Origin of the sequence: Mesorhizobium sp. Z1-4 (genome assembly GCF_004000235.1) — a bacterium.
Taxonomy (GTDB): domain Bacteria; phylum Pseudomonadota; class Alphaproteobacteria; order Rhizobiales; family Rhizobiaceae; genus RCIO01.
Map to the genome: position 1 here is coordinate 1276631 of NZ_RCIO01000001.1, position 17782 is coordinate 1294412.

Below are 17782 nucleotides of genomic sequence, written 5' to 3' on the forward strand. Positions count from 1 at the left end.
CTCGCGTGCTTGCGGGCGCAAACCCGGTGAGATCAGTGGCGCGCCGTCGGCAGCACCGGCTCGCCCCTCGAATACAGCCAAAGCGTCGTCGGCGGAATGTTCCGCAAGATGAAGTCGAACCGCGTAACCCGGTAGTTGCCCTTGCCGGGCGGCACCGGAGAAAGCGGGCCATAGGTGAGCTGAACGATGGGCCGGCCGGGGTTCAGGCGATCAAGCAGATGTTCGACGTAGCGAACCCGCTGTTCGACCGGAAAATTCAGCAGGGGCACGCCGGAAACAATCGAATCGAACGTCTGGTTTGCCCTTTCGCCCAAGGTCTTCTCAAGATCGAAGGCGTCGCCCTGGATCACATCGACCTCGGGAAAATGCGTTCTGAGATGCGCCACGAAATCGGGCGAATATTCAATCGCGGTCAGCCGCTCCGGGGCTATGCCGTGTTCCAGAATCGCGCGGGTGATCACGCCTGTGCCGGGCCCGAGTTCAAGCACCGGCAAATCTGAATTCGGGTCGGTCACGCTTGCCATGCGCCGTGCGGTCACGCCACTTGTCGGCACAATTGCGCCAACGGCCTTCGGTCCACCCACCCAACCGCGGAAGAAGCGCAGTTCCTCATCGAAGCGCGCCGCAAACTTCCGCAAACCTGGGTGAAGGGTCATGAACGCTCTCCTCGTGCCGCCGCTGACCGGATTGACATGTACATATGCGCTGCCGCTGGGGAAGCAAGCGATTCCGCCGCTATTCCCCGAACGATTCCAGGAAATCCTTCATCCGCGAGAAGAAGCCGGCCGACTGCGGGCTGTTTTCCTTGGATGAGAGCTGTTCGAATTCCTCGAGCAGCTCACGCTGACGCTTCGACAGATTCTGCGGCGTTTCGACAGATACCTGGATGTAGAGATCGCCAACCTGCGGCTGGCGCAGAATGGGCATGCCCTTGCCCTTGAGGCGGAACTGGCGGCCGTTCTGGGATCCCTCGGGCACTTTCACGCGCGTCTGCGTGCCATCGAGCGTGGTGACTTCGAATGCACCGCCGAGAGCGGCTGTGGTCATCGAGATCGGCACTTTGCAATAAAGATCGGAGCCGTCGCGCTGGAAGAATTCATGCGGTTTGACCGACAGGAAGATATAGAGATCGCCGCTTGGCGCGCCACGCAGGCCGGCTTCCCCCTCGCCTGCGAGGCGAATACGCGTGCCATCCTCGATGCCAGCAGGAATATTGACCGAAAGCGACCGGTCCTCGGTCACCCGGCCCTGGCCGGAACATTTCGGACAGGGGTCGGTGATCGTCTGGCCGCGCCCCTGACATTGCGGGCAGGCGCGTTCGATCGAAAAGAACCCCTGAGCCGCGCGCACGCGGCCGTGGCCCTGACACATGGCGCATGTGGTCGGCGACGTGCCCGGCTTGGCACCCGAGCCGGAACAATCGGTGCACTGGATGGAGCTCGGCACGTGAATTTGCGCCGTCTTGCCGGTGAAGGCCTCTTCGAGCGAGATCTCCATATTGTAGCGAAGGTCGGCGCCACGCTCGCGTCCGCCTGAGGAACGACGACGCCCGCCGCCCATCATGTCGCCGAATATATCCTCGAAAATATCGGCAAATCCGCCGGCACCGCCAAAGCCATGGCCGCCACCGCCGCCCATGCCGCCATTTTCAAACGCGGCATGGCCGAAGCGATCGTAGGCGGCGCGCTTTTGGGGGTCTTTCAGAACCTCATAAGCCTCGCCGACTTCCTTGAACTTGCGCTCGGCCTCGGCATCGTCGGGATTGCGGTCAGGGTGAAAGCGCATCGCCTGCTTGCGGAACGCTGCCTTCAGCTCCTTTTCATCCGCGCCTTTCGCGACGCCCAATGTCTCGTAGAAATCTGCCTTCATCACATCCCAGAACGGTAAGTGCGGCCGATCAGTCTCGCGCCGTGGCGCCGAGCACCCAATCAAGCCAAGGATTTAGTGATCCCGGCGCGCGTATGCCATAGATTGAGCACCAAAGTGTAGGTTTTTTTGTACTGCCCGCGGTTCAGGACGCGCCCGAGACCGCATTGCCGACGGCGGGTTCGCTGTTGGCCGGACGCCGCTGGCCCGAAGCAGGGCTGAAAATGCGGTTTACCCAGCGGGACGCCGGCGTTTCGAACCAATGGAACGAGACCAGCGATACAGCGAAGACCGCAATCACCGCCAGCGGCAGATACAGGTAAAAATTCATCACTCCAGCGGGTTCCACAATCAGGCGCCACACGCCGCCGAAAGCCAGCGCGCCGACCACCGGGTGGATCAGATAGATCGAGAACGACACCCGGCCGAGCGGGTCGAACACTCCGAGGAACCGTGCCCCTTCGGGCGCGTCGCTTTCGGCAACGGCGGCCTGGTAGATCGCCAGGGCCAGCAACAGCAGCACGAGATAGGACGCACCGACGATGCACATAGCCGCCAGCGAACAGCCAAAGGTCAGCCAGGCGCAGCGGTGGCTGGCGGAGACCAAGACGCGCCGCCGCGCCGCCATCGCAACTGCGGCACCGACCGCGAAGTCGGCAAATGCACGAAATGCGCCCCATGTGTCGGCATAGAACCAGCGCTCGAACGGCATCAGGCCAGAGGCGGTGGCGATTTCAAGCAAAAGGCACGAAACGGCGACGAGCCCAAGCAGGCCAGTTATGCCGCCCCAGCGGTAGGCGATGACAATAACCGGCAGCGCGAGGTAGCAGAACCATTCGGCCGACAGCGTCCAGCCGACATAGTTGAATGTCAGGGTTTCGGTGAACCCCCAGCCCTGGATCAGGATCAGATTCGCCGGGAGCGCGGAGAAGGCGTAGCGCTCCGGCGAACGCGTTTCATAAACGCCGAAATGGACTGCCAGCGCCAGAACAACGAAAAAGCCGAGCGTTGCCAGGTAGAGCGGATAGAAACGCGCGACCCGGCGAATGAGAAAGCGGCCATAGCTGCCGCGCTCGGTCAAAAGCCGGTCGGCATATCGCTCCATGATCAGGAAACCCGAGATCATGAAGAACATGTCCATGAGCGGAAGCAGGCTGAGCAGCAGCTCCGTCGCGTGGACGGCGCTTGGCGGACCGTAGTTCAGGAAATGGAACACCATAACCAGAACCGCCGCCGCGATACGCCAGAACTCAAGTATCCGGTATCTGTCCGCCATCCCCGCCCTCGTCTGCAGCGGCCTCCGCGAACCGCTACCCACTACTAACGTTTCCGGCAGGGCATGTGTGGATTGACTTGAGCTGCAGTTAACGCGGCCGCGCGCAGATACAAAAAAGCCCGGCTGAGCCGGGCTTTCTTGTTTGTTCTCAGGTTGTCAGGCCGACTTCTTCTTGTCGTCGTCCTCGTCGATTTCCTCGAAATCGGCGTCGACCACATCGTCCGCCTTTGCGTCGGCGGCGGCATCGCCTTCGGCGGCCTCGGCCTGCGAAGCTTCATACATGGCCTGGCCAAGCTTCATGGAAGCTTCGGCGAGGGTCTGCGTCTTCGCCTTGATATCCTCAAGGTCGTCACCTTCGGTGGCGGTCTTCAGCTCGGCGATGGCCTCTTCGATGGCCTTGCGGTCATCCTCGGAGATCTTCTCGCCATACTCACTCAGCGACTTCTCCGAAGAGTGAATCAGGGCCTCGGCCTGGTTGCGGGCCTCAACGCCCTCACGGCGCTTCTTGTCGGCCTCGGCATTCGCCTCGGCGTCCTTGACCATGTTGTCGATCTCGTCGTCGGAAAGGCCGCCGGATGCCTGGATGCGGATCTGCTGCTCCTTACCCGTGCCCTTGTCCTTGGCCGAGACGTTGACGATGCCGTTGGCGTCGATGTCGAAGGTAACCTCGATCTGCGGCACGCCGCGCGGTGCGGGCGGAATGCCTACCAGGTCGAACTGGCCGAGTATCTTGTTGTCGGCCGCCATTTCACGCTCGCCCTGGAAGACGCGGATCGTCACCGCCGACTGGCTGTCCTCGGCGGTCGAGAACACCTGGCCCTTCTTGGTCGGGATCGTGGTGTTGCGCTCGATCAGGCGGGTAAACACGCCGCCCAGCGTCTCGATGCCCAGCGACAGCGGGGTCACGTCGAGCAACAGCACGTCCTTCACGTCGCCCTGCAGAACGCCGGCCTGGATGGCCGCGCCGATGGCGACGACTTCGTCAGGATTGACGCCCTTGTGCGGCTCCTTGCCAAAGAACTGCTTCACGACTTCCTGAACCTTCGGCATACGGGTCATGCCGCCGACGAGAACGACCTCGTCGATCTCGCCCGCCTTCATGCCGGCGTCCTTGAGGGCCGCCTTGCACGGCGCGATGGTGCGCTGGACCAGGTCGTCGACAAGCTGCTCGAACTTGGCGCGGGTCAGCTTCATCGTCAGGTGCTTGGGACCGGACTGGTCGGCGGTGATGAAGGGCAGGTTGATTTCGGTCTGGGTCGAGGACGAGAGCTCGATCTTGGCCTTTTCCGCAGCTTCCTTGAGGCGCTGCAGGGCAAGCTTGTCATCCTTCAGGTCGATGCCCTGTTCCTTCTTGAACTCGTCAGCGAGATAGTTGACGAGATGCATGTCGAAGTCCTCGCCGCCGAGGAAGGTGTCGCCATTGGTCGACTTCACCTCGAACACGCCGTCGCCGATTTCGAGAACCGAGATATCGAAGGTGCCGCCGCCAAGGTCATAAACCGCGATGGTGCCGGTGGTTTTCTTGTCGAGACCATAGGCGAGCGCGGCCGCCGTCGGCTCGTTGATGATGCGCAGCACTTCAAGGCCGGCGATCTTGCCTGCGTCCTTGGTGGCCTGGCGCTGGGCGTCGTTAAAATAGGCCGGAACGGTGATGACGGCCTTCTCGACCTTCTCGCCGAGATAGCTTTCGGCGGTCTCTTTCATCTTCTGCAGCGTCATCGCGGAAATCTGCGACGGCGAATAGGACTTGCCGTGGGCCTCGACCCAGGCATCGCCATTCTTGCCCTTCACGATCTTGTAGGGGACGAGCTTCTTGTCCTTCTCGGTGACGGGATCGTCGTAACGGCGGCCGATCAGGCGCTTGATCGCGAACAGCGTATTTTCGGGGTTTGTGACAGCCTGCCGCTTGGCCGGCTGGCCGACGAGGCGTTCGTCGCCATCCGAAAATGCGACGATGGAAGGGGTTGTGCGCGCGCCTTCCGAGTTTTCAATCACCTTCGCGTCCTTGCCGTCCATGACGGCGACGCATGAGTTTGTGGTACCAAGGTCGATACCGATAACTTTAGCCATGGCTCATATCTCCGCTAGGCAGGCTTTCAGGACCCCATCAGGCGTTCCAGGCGAAAGCCCCGTTCACACGAAATACCGCTTCAGCGGCCGATTTGCCGGCTGCGCGGTGTTGCGGCGTATATAAGTAGGAGGGTTTTGCCATGCAAGGCGGCAATGGGCTGCTTTGACGCCCGAAAAGAACCCAAAAACGCGGCCAGGCGGGCCATGTACTTCAGGGGCGGCGCGAAGCCACCCCTGAAACCAATCCGATCACCGGCATTGCCGGGCCAAGGTAGAGCGAATCAGCCGATCACGCCGCCGCCCGACTTGGTAACCACCACGACCGAGGGACGCACGGGCATGGCCGCGTCGAAATCGGGCCAGCGGGTCGCCGGGTTTTCATAGGTGGCAAGGCCCTCGTCGCCCGGGTGCTGAACGGCGAGGAACAGCGTGTCGCCCGAGGGGTTGAACAGCGGGCCGCACATTTCGGCACCCACCGGCACACGGTAAAAGAGCCGCGAGGTGCCCCGCGCCGCGCCTTCTGTATCGACTGCCCACAGGCCGTCTGTGCGTCCGGTCTTGGAACCGCTGTTGCCGTCGGTCGAAACCCAGAGGCGGCCGGCGGTGTCGATGGCACAGTTGTCGGGCATGCCGAACCAGCCGTTTTCGGTGGTGGCGGATGAGAAGGTTGCGCCCACCTCGGCGATCGAAGGATCACCACATTTGAGAAGGATATCCCAGGTCGAGCGCGTGGCCGCGAAGTCACCGCCGCTTTCGGCAATTTCGATGATATGGCCGAAAGCGTTGTCGGCGCGCGGATTGGCCGGGTTCTCGTCGCCCTCCTTGCGGCGGGTGTTGTTGGTCAGCATGACATAGACCTTGCCGGTGCGCTGATTTGGCTGCACGTCTTCCGGGCGGTCCATCTTGGTCGCGCCAAGAAGATCAGCGGCGCGGCGGGTTTCGATCACCACATCGGCCTGGCTGTTGAAGCCGTTTGCCGCCGTCAGCGGCCCTTCGCCATGCACCAGCGGCAGCCAGTCGAGCGAGCCATCGGCATTGAACCGCGCGACATAAAGCGTGCCCTCGTCGAGCAGGTCCATATTGGCGGCGCGATCCGACGCGTCGTAGCGGCCCGCAGTGACGAATTTGTAGACATAGTCAAAACGCTCGTCGTCGCCCGAATAGACCACGACACGGCCGTCGCCGTTTACGATGGTTTCGCAGCCCTCGTGCTTCACCCGGCCGATCGCCGTGCGCTTTTTCGGAACCGAATTCGGGTCCTCGACATCCACTTCGACGATCCAGCCGAAACGGTTGGCCTCGTTCGGCTCCTTGGCGATGTCGAAACGGTCGTGAAAATTGCCCCAGTTGTACCAGCCGCCGGGAACGCCGATGCGCTCGTAGTTGGCGGCTTCGGGATGATCGGCCGGCAACTCGCCCTTGAAGTAACCGTGGAAGTTTTCCTCGGCCATCAGATAGGTGCCCCACGGCGTGACGCCGCCGGCGCAGTTGTTGAGCGTTCCAAACACCTTGCGACCACTCGGGTCGGCGTTGGTCTTCAGCCGGTCATGGCCGGCTGCAGGGCCGGTAAGCTCCATCTCGGTGTCCGGCGTGATACGGCGGTTTTTGGTGCCGTCGAACACCGGCGCCCATTTGCCGTCGGTGCGGCGGATTTCGATGATGGTGCCGCCATGGGCCGCCATTTCGATGTCCACGATTTCCTTCGTGAACTCGCCCATCACGACCTTGTCCTTGCCTTCGCTGTCCTTCTCGACCTTGGCCCAGCCGGGGAACATCAGCTCGGCGTTTGTGTATTCGTGATTGACAAGAAGGAGGCCGTGATCGGAGTTGCCGTCGATCGGCACGAAGCCGATATAGTCATTATTGTAGCCGAACTGCCGGGCCTGCTTCTCAGCGGTCTGGGCCGTCGGGTCGAAATCGGGCGAATCGGCGAACACCTTGTCGCCCCAGCGCAGCAATATCTCGGCATCATAACCTTCGGCGACGTGGTGGTTTTCGTCGACGCCGGCCGTCACTTCCGGGAAATCGAAGACCGAGCCGGCCGCGGCATGCGCTTCGCGCGCGCTCAGCAGCGCAAGCGGGCTGACAGTCGCGCCGATCGCGGCGACAGCGAGCGACCCGCCCAGAAAGCCGCGGCGCGAATAGCGCGTGTTGATGACATCGCCCATTGTCGGGTTGCGGGAGGTGTTGCGGCCGACATCCTCCGATTCCTCGCGGATTTCGGTCGGCGTTTTGAAGTCGGGTGAAACGTGCTTGTTCATCGGTTGCATCCTTGGTTGCGTTGCGCCTGGGATGCCCGCTATCAAGCGCAGCCACATTTCAAACCGATGACAAAACCATGACGGCAGGCTGCAATTTTCGCTGCCGTCAGACCTGTTGCCAGCCGCCGCTCCCGGCTGCGCGGTAAATCGCGTCGATGGCTTTCTGGTTCAGGACAGAGTCCTCCAGCGTGAAATAATCGGCTTCCTCGCCAGCCGCGCGGCGTGCAAACGCTTCGACCTGCAGCCGGTACTGTTTCGCAGCTGGAAAGCGGAACTGCTGCGTGGAGGCATGGCCGGCATCGTGCAATTCGACACGGTGATGGTCATAGCTGCCGGCGTTGAACGGCGCGACAACTTCGATGAACCCTTTGTCCCCGTGAAAGACCATGTGCTGGCGCAGGGCCATCTGGGTGGAGCAGTAGAAGGTGAGTTCGAACGCGCCGAAATCGGCCTTCACGCTCGCATAGACGTCGGTGCCGAATTTGGGGTCTCGGTCCACCCTTGCCTGAATGCGGGCCGGCTCGGCCCCGGTGACGAAGCGCGTGGTCACGGTCGGGTAAACCCCGATGTCGGGCAGCGCGCCGCCACCGAGTTCGGGCTGATTGCGCATATTGGCCGGATCGACGTTGAAGTAGCTGAACGCTCCCTGCACATGGCGCAGCCTGCCGATGGCGCCGCCCTGCACCAGTTCGCGGACCTTGAGCCATTGCGGGTGATAGGTGACCATGAAGGCTTCCGACACGACCACATTGTTGCGGTCGCGCGCCGCGATCACCTGAGAGATGTCTTCGGCGTTCAGTGCCAGCGGCTTCTCGACCAGCACATGCTTGCCGGCATCGGCCGCCTTCACTGCCCATTTGACATGCTGCGAGGTGGGAAGCGGAATATAGACGCCGTCGATCGTGTCCGACGCCAGCATCGCCTCGTAGGACCCGAATGCGTGCGGTGCCCCGGCACACTCGGCCAGCGCCCGCGCCTTCGCCTCGTCACGGCTGGCAATCGCCGACAGCACGCCGTTTTCGGCGTCCTGGATCGCCGGAATGAGCTGCTCACGCGCGATCTTGGCGGTGGAGAGAATGCCCCATCGAAACATATTGCGGCCCCGACCCAATTCGCGGCGAACCTAGCGCGGGGTTCTGGAGAAGGCCAGCGGTGGTCGCGCGTCGTCTGCTGCGCGTGTGGTCGAAATCGCCGTCGTTTTGTAGCGGACATCGGCCAGACGCTTGGGACATGCCCAAGGGTCACGGCGGAGCGGTCGTTCGCTACGCGGTGAGCGCCGTCAGCAAGCCAGCGGCAGCACAGCTCCAGATGATGCTGCGCGAGAGCGCGTTGCTAAACTCGTTGCGCGGGTGGCGCTCATAGAGCCAATGCAGGAAGCCGTGCAGCACGCAGAAGCCGCCGAACAGCAGGCTGAAGAGATTGCTCCCGGCATAGGCGCTCGCCACGCCCCAGATCAGCAGGCCGAACAGCGGCATATGAAGCCAGAAGAACCAGAGCATCGCTGTCCGTTCCTCGACTTTTTCGAGGATCGGGAAGATGCGCTATTCGTGGCAGCGCACCGCATCCATTTCGTGGAGAAAAAACAATGCCGCCGCGACAAGCAGCGCCACGAAATGGAATTCGAGGCTCATCCCCTCAGCACACCGCCGGTCTGCTTGGTGACATTGTCGACGATCTTCGCGGCCAGCGCCTCGAAATCCTCGTCGGTCAGCGTCTTTTCGACTGGCTGGATGGCAACCTCGATGGCGAGCGACTTCTTGCCCTCGCCGAGCGATGCGCCCTCAAACAGGTCGAACACGCGCACGCCGGTGATCAGCTTCTTATCGGCACCGGCGGCGGCACGGACGAGCTTCGCAGCCTCCACGCCGGCATCGACGACGAAAGCGAAGTCGCGCTTCACCGCCTGCAGCGGCGAGATGTCGAGCCGCGGCTTGGTGCGGGTCGCCTTGGCCTTCGGCTCGGGGATCGCATCGACATAAACCTCGAAGCCGCAAAGCGGGCCTTCGACATCGAGCGCCTCAAGCGTGCGCGGATGCAGTTCGCCGAACGTGCCGAGCACGTTTTTCGGGCCCAACTTGATCACGCCGGAGCGGCCGGGGTGATACCAGGCGGGACCGCCGGGCTCGATCTGCAGATTGGCGACGGGGGCGCCGCAGGCTTCGAGCGCCGCCAGCGCATCAGCTTTGGCGTCGAACACGCCGACCGGCTGCGCATTGCCTGCCCAGTGCCGGCCCTGCCCGTCCATCTGGGCGGTGCCGCGCCGCACACCGGCGGCTACACGGCGCTGACCTTCGGGCTCGTCACTTTCATAAGTGCCCGACACCTCGAACAGTGCGACATCGGAGAAGCCATGATTGGCATTGCGCTGCGCGGCGGAAATCAGCCCAGGCAGCAGCGAGGGCCGCATGTCCGACATGTCGGCGGCAATCGGGTTCGACAGGCGCAGCCCGTCCTGGCCGCCGCCGAACAGCTCGGCATGCGCATGCGGGATGAACGACCAGGTGACGGCCTCCATCATGCCGCGCGCGGCAAGCGCGCGTTTGGCGTTGCGGGTTCTGACCTGCAGCGTCGTCAGCGTGCGGCCGTTCACAGCGTCGTGGCTGACCATCGGCTGCGGGTCGATCTCGTTGACGCCGTGAATGCGCATCACCTCTTCGACCAGATCGGCCTTGCCTTCCACATCGGGACGCCATGACGGCACGACGAAGCGCACGGTGTCGCCGTCTTCGCTGCCCTTCGGCGTGAAGCCGAGCCGCTTGAGGATTGCGATGCTCTCGTCGCGGCCGATATCGAGGCCGGTCAGGCGCTTTGTCTCGGCCAGTGGGAAATCGACCTCGAGATAATGGTGGCCGGTAGAGCCGACGGTTTCGCCCTCGATCGAGGTCGGGTTGCCGAGCACGATCTCAGCTTCGGTCGGCTCGCCGCCGCAAAGCTCCATGACGAGGCGCGTGCCGAGATCGACGCCCGGCACCATGAATTCAGGATCGACACCGCGCTCGAAGCGGTAGCGCGCATCGGTGATGATGCCGAGATCGCGCCCGGTGCGGGCCGTGGTCAGCGGATCCCAAAGCGCGGACTCCACCAGTACGTCTGTCGTGTTTTCGTCGCAGCCCGAGAGCTCGCCACCCATGATGCCGGCAATCGATTCGACGCCATTGTCGTCGGCGATCACGCATTGGCCTTCAGCCATTTCGTATTCGCGGCCATCGAGCGCCAGCACCTTTTCGCCGGCGCGCGCCGAACGCACGACGAGATTGCCCTTCACCTTCGCCGCGTCGAACACATGCAGCGGGCGGCCGCGATCGAAGGTGGCGTAGTTGGTGATGTCGACCAGCGCGGTGATGGGACGCAGGCCGATTGCGATCAGCCGCTGCTGCAGCCATTTCGGCGACGGCCCGTTCTTCACGCCGCGCACCATGCGCAGGGCGAAACCCGGACACATGTCCGGTTCCTCGATCGTCACCTTGACCGGGCATTCGCCTTTGCCGGTGACAGGCGCTACCGTCCCGTCCTTCAGCGTGCCTAGACCCGCGGCAGCGAGGTCCCGTGCAATGCCGTAGACGCCGGTGGCGTCAGGCCGGTTGGGGGTGAGGCCGATCTCGATTACCGGATCGTCGAGTTTGGCCCAGGCCGCGAAGGAGGTGCCGACCGGCGCGTCCTGATCAATGTCGATGATGCCGTCATGCTCGTCGGAGAGCATCAGCTCGCGCTCGGAACACATCATGCCATGGCTTTCGACACCGCGGATCTTGCCGACGGAAAGCGTGACGTCGATGCCGGGCACGTAAGTGCCGGGAGCAGCGAAGGCGCCAACAAGGCCCGCCCGCGCATTGGGCGCGCCGCAGACGACCTGGATCGGATCGCCGGTGCCGGTATCGACCGAGAGCACGCGCAGGCGGTCGGCGTCCGGATGCTGCTCGGCCGTGAGCACTTTGGCGATCACGAACGGCTTGAGTGCCGCCTTGTCGTCGACGGACTCGACTTCGAGGCCGATCATGGTCAGCTTCTCGACGATTTCGTCCAGCGTGGCGTCGGTCTCAAGGTGATCCTTGAGCCAGGAAAGGGTGAATTTCATCGATATGTTCCTTAGCTGCTCAGACCGCCGAAAAGGGTCGGCATGTCGAGCGGGCGGAAGCCGTAATGCGACAGCCAGCGCACATCGGCGTCGAAGAAGGCGCGCAAATCCGGCATGCCGTATTTCAGCATTGCGATGCGGTCGATGCCCATGCCCCAGGCGAAACCCTGATATTCGTCGGGATCGAGCCCGCCGAAGCGCAGCACGTTGGGGTGGACCATGCCGCAGCCCAGAATCTCCATCCAGTCGTTGCCCTGGCCGAACAGCACCTCGCCCGGCCGCGAGCGGTCGCACTGAATGTCGACTTCCAGCGACGGCTCGGTGAAGGGGAAGAAGCTCGGGCGGAAGCGCATATTGAGCGACGGCACTTCGAAGAACGCCTTGCAGAACTCGGTGAGCACCCACTTCATGTTGGCGACATTGGCCGTTTTGTCGATCACCAGCCCTTCGAGCTGATGGAACATCGGCGAGTGGGTTGCGTCGAAGTCGCAACGATAGGTCTTGCCCGGAATGACGATGCGGATCGGCGGCTCCTGCGCTTCCATGGTGCGGATCTGCACCGGCGAGGTATGCGTGCGCAGAAGGCGCGCCTCGTCGCGCTCGCCCTTCTCCAGGAAGAAGGTGTCATGCATTTCGCGCGCCGGGTGGCCTTCGGGGAAGTTGAGCGCAGTGAAGTTGTAATAGTCGGTTTCGATGTCCGGGCCTTCGGCGATGGCGAAGCCCAGATCGCCGAAGATGGCGGCGATTTCGTCCATCACCTGGGTGATTGGGTGAATGCGCCCGCGCTCGGCCGGCGTCTGGCGAACGGGCAGCGTGACGTCGAGCATCTCGCGCGCCAGCCTGGCGTCGATTGCAGCGTCGCGCAGGGTGGCACGGCGTTCGCTCAGCGCATCGCCGATGCGGTTCTTGAGGCCGTTGATCGCCGGGCCGAAGCTCTGCCGCTCTTCCGGCGTCATGGAACCGAGCGACTTCAGGCGCTCCGATACGGAGCCCTTCTTGCCGAGTGCGGCGACACGCACGGCCTCGATCGCCTGCTCGTCGCCCGCCGCCGCGATTTCGGCCAGCAGCGTCTCTTCGAGCGCTTTCAGATCAGTCATCAATTCGGTCACGGTCTCATTGCCTCGGCTTGGACCCTCATGCGAGGCCCGTTAACAAGCAAAAACCCGCGCCGGCCCAGCCAGCGCGGGTTTCCCAAATCAGATTTTCGAATGCTTGGGAAGGCGCTAGCTTAAGCTACAGCGCTTTCAAAAGCGTTCGGCGTCGTGTCTTTCAGATAGGCGAGCGCGGTTTTGGCCTGCGCAACGACCGCGGCGAATGCCTGCGGCTCGTGGATCGCCATGTCGGAAAGCACCTTGCGGTCGATCTCGATGCCGGCCTTGTTGAGGCCGTCGATCAGGCGGCCATAGGTGAGGCCGTGTTCGCGCGCCGCGGCGTTGATACGCTGGATCCACAGAGCGCGGAAATTGCGCTTGCGGGCCTTGCGGTCGCGGTAGGCGTACTGCATCGACTTTTCGACCGCCTGCTTGGCGGTGCGGATGGTGTTCTTGCGGCGGCCGTAGAAACCCTTGGCCTGACCGAGAACCTTTTTGTGCTTGGCGTGGGCGGTAACGCCTCTTTTTACGCGTGCCATGTCATGATCTCCTTAAAAGCTCGGTTCCGTTGCGGCTCAGAGGCCGCCGCCGTTGGGCAGATAGTTCTTGACGACCTTGCGGGCGTCCGGCTCAGCCAGAACCATCATGCCGCGCGCGTCGCGGATGAACTTGTTGGAACGCTTGATCATGCCGTGGCGCTTGCCCTGTGCAGCAACCTTGACCTTGCCGGTCCCGGTGATCTTGAAACGCTTCTTGGCAGAAGACTTGGTCTTCATCTTGGGCATTTTGCTGACTCCGTTTTAGGCGCTCACGCAAGTCCGCTGTGCGGGCGGCTCCGCGAGGGCGCCGGATCGCCGGCGGCGGCACTCCTAGAGGTCCCTGTCGTGCCTTCCGGCACTCCACGCCTCTTGCTGGCCGCTTCTCGCTTCGCTCGTGGCTTTTGTGAGCTTAAGCATTAAGAACCGCCACGGCATGCCCTGCCGGACGGTTCGGAACGCGGCCTTATATCGATGCGTTGCGAAAAGCGCAACAGGCCGTGACTGTGATTCTGAGCGGCGAAGGGGGCGCTATTTCGGCGCCAGCACCATCATCATCTGGCGGCCTTCGAGCTTCGGCTCGGCTTCCACCTTGGCGATCTCTCCGACTTCCTCGCGCACGCGGTTGAGCAACTGCATGCCGAGTTCCAGATGGGCCATCTCGCGGCCGCGGAAACGCAGCGTGAGCTTGACCTTGTCGCCCTCGTCAAAGAAACGGCGCACCGCCTTCATCTTCACCTCGTAATCATGGGTGTCGATGTTGGGACGCATCTTGATCTCTTTGATGTCGATGGTCTTTTGCTTTTTGCGGGCCTCGGCAGCCTTCTTCTGGCCCTGATATTTCAGCTTGCCCAGATCGGTGATCTTGCACACCGGCGGCTGCGCGTTGGGCGAAATCTCCACCAGGTCGAGCCCGGCGTCTTCGGCCATGTTGAGTGCTTCGTCGATGTCGACGACGCCCTTGTTGTTGCCCTCATCGTCGATGAGCTGAACCCGCGGGACGCGGATGTCGCGGTTGGCGCGCGGTCCTTCCTTGACCGGTGCGGCGGCTTTGAATGGTCTGCGAATGGTCGTTGTCTCCTTCTGCCGTTGACCCTGAATCGCTTGGGCGCCCGGACGATGCCGAACGCAAGGCGCGCAATGTGGTGGCAGCGCCCGGCAAGTCAATAGCATAGTTTGCGCGCGGAATCATTATTTCGGCCCGGGATGCGCCACAAACACGGCTCTTCACCGGCGCAGCCGAACATGCGATAGGCGCTGCCGGAGGCTTTCTGCATGAATCCCGAACAGAGCGAAACCATCGAGGTCGCCGGCAACGCCATCGCAGTCAGGCACCGGCCGGGCAAGGTGCCGGGTCTGGTGTGGCTTGGCGGCTACAAGTCCGACATGGCCGGCACCAAGGCAGATACGCTTGATCAATGGGCCGGCGAGAACGGCCTTGCCTTCACCCGGCATGACTATTCCGGTCACGGCGTGTCGGGCGGCCGCTTCGAGGACGGCACGATTTCGCGCTGGCTCAACGAAAGCCTTGCCGTGTTCGAACGCTTCACCACCGGTCCGCAAATTCTCGTCGGATCCTCGATGGGCGGCTGGATCGCACTGCGCATGGCGCAGGAGCTGGCCAAGGCGGGCAAGAGCGACCGGCTGGCCGGCATGCTGCTTATTGCGCCGGCGCCCGATTTCACGGTGGAGCTGATGGAGCCGGAACTGACCGGGGCGCTGCGGCATGAACTCGAAACGAAGGGCTATCTCGAAGAGGCGTCCGAATATTCCGACGAACCCAACGTCTACACAAAGGCGCTGTTCGAGGACGGGCGAAGGAACCGCGTTCTGACCGGGGTCATCGACACGCATTGCCCGGTGCACATCCTGCAGGGCAAAGCCGACCCCGACGTGCCTTACACGCATGCACAGAAGCTGGTGGAGCACCTTTCCGCCGACGACGTGACGCTGACGCTGGTGCGCGACGGCGACCACCGGCTGTCGCGGCCGCAGGATTTGGAACTTCTGACACGCACCGCTCAAGGCCTGGTTCGACAACTTCCATGACGACGCGGCTATCGATCCCGGCCGCGGCGCTGGTGGCGGCCATCGTCGGTTTCGGCGGCACACTGGCGCTCATCATCGCCGCCGCGGATACGCTTGGCGCCAGCCGCGAACAGACCGCGAGCTGGGTGACGGCGGTCTGTCTCGCGCTGGCAGTGGAGACCGCATATCTGTCATGGCGCACGAGAATGCCTGTGGTAACGGCATGGTCGACGCCCGGCCTGGCGTTGCTTGCGGCAGCCGGCGGCTTCACCATGAACGACGCAGTTGGCGCCTTCATCATGGTTGCTCTGCTTTTGATCGTGACCGGAACGATCCGGCCGCTTTCACGCCTTGTCGGGCGCATTCCGGGCTCGCTGTCATCGGGCATGCTGGCCGGCATTCTCGTTTCCTTCGCCATAGGAGCGGTCAAGGCTGCGGGTTCCGACCCGCTGCTGGTCTTGCCCCTGGCCGCCCTGTTTTTTGTCGTCAGGCTATTCAATCCCGCGCTCTCGGTGCTTTCCGTTCTGGTGGCGGGCGTCGTGCTCGCCTGGGCGCTCGGCCGGGTGGACGCCTTTCCCGAACCGGAGCTTTCGACGCTCGTCTTTACCGAGCCAAGCTTTTCGCTCGCCGGCTTCTTCGGCCTTGCGCTGCCGATCTATCTGGTAACGATGGCGTCGCAGAACCTTGCCGGCATCGCGGTACTCAGGGCGGCCGGCTACGAGCCGCCGTCCGGGCTGCTCGTCTGGTTTACCGGCGCCGTCTCGCTGCTTTCAGCGCCTTTCAATGCCGTGACAACGAACCTGGCAGCGATTTCCGCGGCGATCTGCACCGGACCGGACGCGCATCCCGACCCCGCGGAACGCTGGAAAACAGGACCGTACTATGCGCTTTGGTATCTGATATTCGCATTGTTCGGCGCTTCGCTTGTAGCGCTGTTCGACGCCTTGCCGCCGCAGCTGATCATTCTGGTTGCCGGACTGGGCTTGCTCGCGCCGCTTGCCAACGCACTGACAATGGCGCTCGGCATCGCCGGATTGCGCACCGCGGCGGTGGTCGCCTTTGCCGTCACCGCGTCTGGTGTCACCATTGCCGGAATCGGTTCCGCGTTCTGGGGTCTGATGGCCGGGCTTATTGTGGCGGCATTGGATACAGCCGGAAAACACTTTCTAAAACAATAGCTTGGCGGATTTGTTCGAATCCGTCATTGAAACAGACAGACCCCGTTCCCATCTCGAATTCATGCAGCCACGACCGGCTGCCCAGCACTGACAGGGAACGGGTAACGATGACCAATTCCGCATTGATACGTCCTGCCTGGACGCCAGCCACCATCGCGCTGATGGTGATCGGCTTCATGGTGTTTTGGCCGCTCGGCCTTGCCATGCTCGCCTACATTCTGTGGGGCGACCGCCTCGACGGTTTCAAGCGCGATGTAAACAAGGCCACCGACGGCATGTTCGCAAATTGCCGCCGCGGCCATCACCGCGGGTATCATGCCCGCACCGGCAATGTCGCTTTCGACGACTGGCGCGCGAAGGAACTCGAGCGGATCGAGGAAGAGCGCCGCAAGCTCGACGAGATGCGCGAACAGTTCGACGACTATCTGCGCGAGCTGCGCCGGGCCAAAGATCAGGACGAGTTCGACCGCTTCATGGCCGAGCGCTCCAAATCCACCCCCGCCACGACTTCGAAAAAGAAGAAGGGTGACAAGGGCGAAGGCCTGCTCGACGACTGAACGTCAAACCTCCAGTCAAGGTGAAAGACGGCGCCGCAGGGCGCCGTTTTTCGTTGAAGGCGATTCCCGGCGAATCGCCTAGATTGAACCCATGAGCTTTGCGTTTCTGCGCCAGAAGAAAGATGCGGCCATGCCGCTGACGCGCGACCACGAGGTCGGCGGACGCACTCTGCCGCTCCGGATCGTCGAAAACGACCGCGCCACCCGGCTGACGCTTCGCATCGCCTCGGGCGGAACCGGGCTTCGCGTGACCGTGCCGCCCGGTGTATCCACTCGCGAGGTCGACCGGTTTCTGGAACGCAATCGCGGCTGGCTGGAGCAGCGGCTTGCCAAGCTGCCGGACCAGCCACAGGTGCGGCCGGGCATCAAGATTCCGTTGCGTGGCGTGCCGCACCTTATCGTTCATGAACCCGGCAAGCGCGGCATGGCCGAAACAGGGCACACCGATGACGGGCCTGTGCTCATCGTGCATGGCGACCGCCGTTTCCTGCAACGCCGCGTCGCCGATTTCCTGAAACGCGAAGCCAAACGCGAGATCGAAGCGCTCGTTGCCAGACATACAGCCACCGTTGGCCGACGGGCGAAATCGGTGCGTTTCAAGGATACGAGCTCGCGCTGGGGGTCATGCACCTCCGACGGCGCACTCTCCTTTTCGTGGCGCATCGCGATGGCACCCGGCACGGTGATCGACTATCTGGTCGCGCATGAAGTGGCGCATCTGATCGAGATGAACCACGGACCTAAATTCTGGAAGCTGTGCCGCGAGCTTTGCCCGCGCACCGACGAGGCCAAGGCCTGGCTCAAACGCAACGGCCCGGCGCTTCAGGCAATCGGGTTCGGGTAG

Annotated in this window: 16 protein-coding genes; 4 read left to right on the forward strand and 12 right to left on the reverse strand. The window is 62.9% G+C overall.

Annotation, left to right across the window (positions count from 1 at the left end):
* Positions 1–32: 32 nt before the first annotated feature.
* The 12 genes from pmtA to infC all read right to left on the reverse strand — a co-directional run bounded on the left by pmtA (position 33) and on the right by infC (position 14243).
* Positions 33–656 (reverse strand): phospholipid N-methyltransferase PmtA, encoded by a 624-nt coding sequence (gene pmtA, locus EP165_RS06175; protein ID WP_127520594.1) that lies wholly within the window; start codon positions 654–656, stop codon positions 33–35.
* A gap of 79 nt (positions 657–735) precedes the next feature.
* Positions 736–1869, reverse strand: coding sequence for a molecular chaperone DnaJ (dnaJ, locus tag EP165_RS06180; RefSeq protein WP_127520595.1), 1134 nt, complete (start codon positions 1867–1869; stop codon positions 736–738).
* 142 nt (positions 1870–2011) lie between these two features.
* Positions 2012–3142: an acyltransferase family protein gene (locus tag EP165_RS06185; protein ID WP_127520596.1), complete on the reverse strand. Its 1131-nt coding sequence runs from the start codon at positions 3140–3142 to the stop codon at positions 2012–2014.
* A 156-nt stretch (positions 3143–3298) separates the two neighbouring features.
* Positions 3299–5212, reverse strand: a complete 1914-nt coding sequence (gene dnaK, locus EP165_RS06190; RefSeq protein ID WP_127520597.1) for a molecular chaperone DnaK — start codon at positions 5210–5212, stop codon at positions 3299–3301.
* A 281-nt stretch (positions 5213–5493) separates the two neighbouring features.
* Positions 5494–7473: a PhoX family protein gene (locus EP165_RS06195; RefSeq protein WP_127520598.1), complete on the reverse strand. Its 1980-nt coding sequence runs from the start codon at positions 7471–7473 to the stop codon at positions 5494–5496.
* A 106-nt stretch (positions 7474–7579) separates the two neighbouring features.
* Positions 7580–8566, reverse strand: coding sequence for a Gfo/Idh/MocA family protein (locus tag EP165_RS06200; protein ID WP_127520599.1), 987 nt, complete (start codon positions 8564–8566; stop codon positions 7580–7582).
* 169 nt (positions 8567–8735) lie between these two features.
* A complete protein-coding gene (locus EP165_RS06205; RefSeq protein WP_127520600.1) occupies positions 8736–8972 on the reverse strand; it encodes a DUF6713 family protein in 237 nt (78 codons plus the stop codon).
* Positions 8973–9100: 128 nt separating this feature from the next.
* Entirely contained in the window at positions 9101–11548 is a 2448-nt protein-coding gene (gene pheT, locus EP165_RS06210) for a phenylalanine--tRNA ligase subunit beta (RefSeq protein ID WP_127520601.1), read from the reverse strand.
* Between the two features lie 11 nt (positions 11549–11559).
* On the reverse strand, positions 11560–12645 hold the full coding sequence (gene pheS, locus EP165_RS06215; protein WP_127520603.1) for a phenylalanine--tRNA ligase subunit alpha: 1086 nt from the start codon (positions 12643–12645) through the stop codon (positions 11560–11562).
* A gap of 131 nt (positions 12646–12776) precedes the next feature.
* Positions 12777–13178 carry a 50S ribosomal protein L20 gene (gene rplT / locus EP165_RS06220; RefSeq protein WP_127520605.1) on the reverse strand — a complete coding sequence of 134 codons (402 nt, stop codon included), beginning with the start codon at positions 13176–13178 and terminating at the stop codon, positions 12777–12779.
* Between the two features lie 36 nt (positions 13179–13214).
* Positions 13215–13424, reverse strand: coding sequence for a 50S ribosomal protein L35 (gene rpmI, locus EP165_RS06225; protein WP_127520606.1), 210 nt, complete (start codon positions 13422–13424; stop codon positions 13215–13217).
* 282 nt (positions 13425–13706) lie between these two features.
* Positions 13707–14243, reverse strand: coding sequence for a translation initiation factor IF-3 (infC, locus tag EP165_RS06230; RefSeq protein ID WP_127520854.1), 537 nt, complete (start codon positions 14241–14243; stop codon positions 13707–13709).
* Between the two features lie 207 nt (positions 14244–14450).
* Here infC and EP165_RS06235 point away from each other — a divergent pair, with 207 nt between their 5' ends.
* From EP165_RS06235 to EP165_RS06250, 4 genes are all read left to right on the forward strand, one after another.
* Positions 14451–15224, forward strand: coding sequence for an alpha/beta hydrolase (locus EP165_RS06235; protein ID WP_127520607.1), 774 nt, complete (start codon positions 14451–14453; stop codon positions 15222–15224).
* Complete coding sequence (locus EP165_RS06240) at positions 15221–16381, forward strand: benzoate/H(+) symporter BenE family transporter (protein ID WP_127520608.1); 1161 nt, start codon at positions 15221–15223, stop codon at positions 16379–16381. Before EP165_RS06235 ends, EP165_RS06240 begins: the two co-directional genes overlap by 4 nt.
* 107 nt (positions 16382–16488) lie before the next feature.
* The gene (locus tag EP165_RS06245) at positions 16489–16938 is read left to right on the forward strand and encodes a DUF2852 domain-containing protein (protein WP_127520609.1); all 450 of its coding nucleotides are present in this window, start codon (positions 16489–16491) and stop codon (positions 16936–16938) included.
* A 91-nt stretch (positions 16939–17029) separates the two neighbouring features.
* Positions 17030–17782: a M48 family metallopeptidase gene (locus EP165_RS06250; protein WP_127520610.1), complete on the forward strand. Its 753-nt coding sequence runs from the start codon at positions 17030–17032 to the stop codon at positions 17780–17782.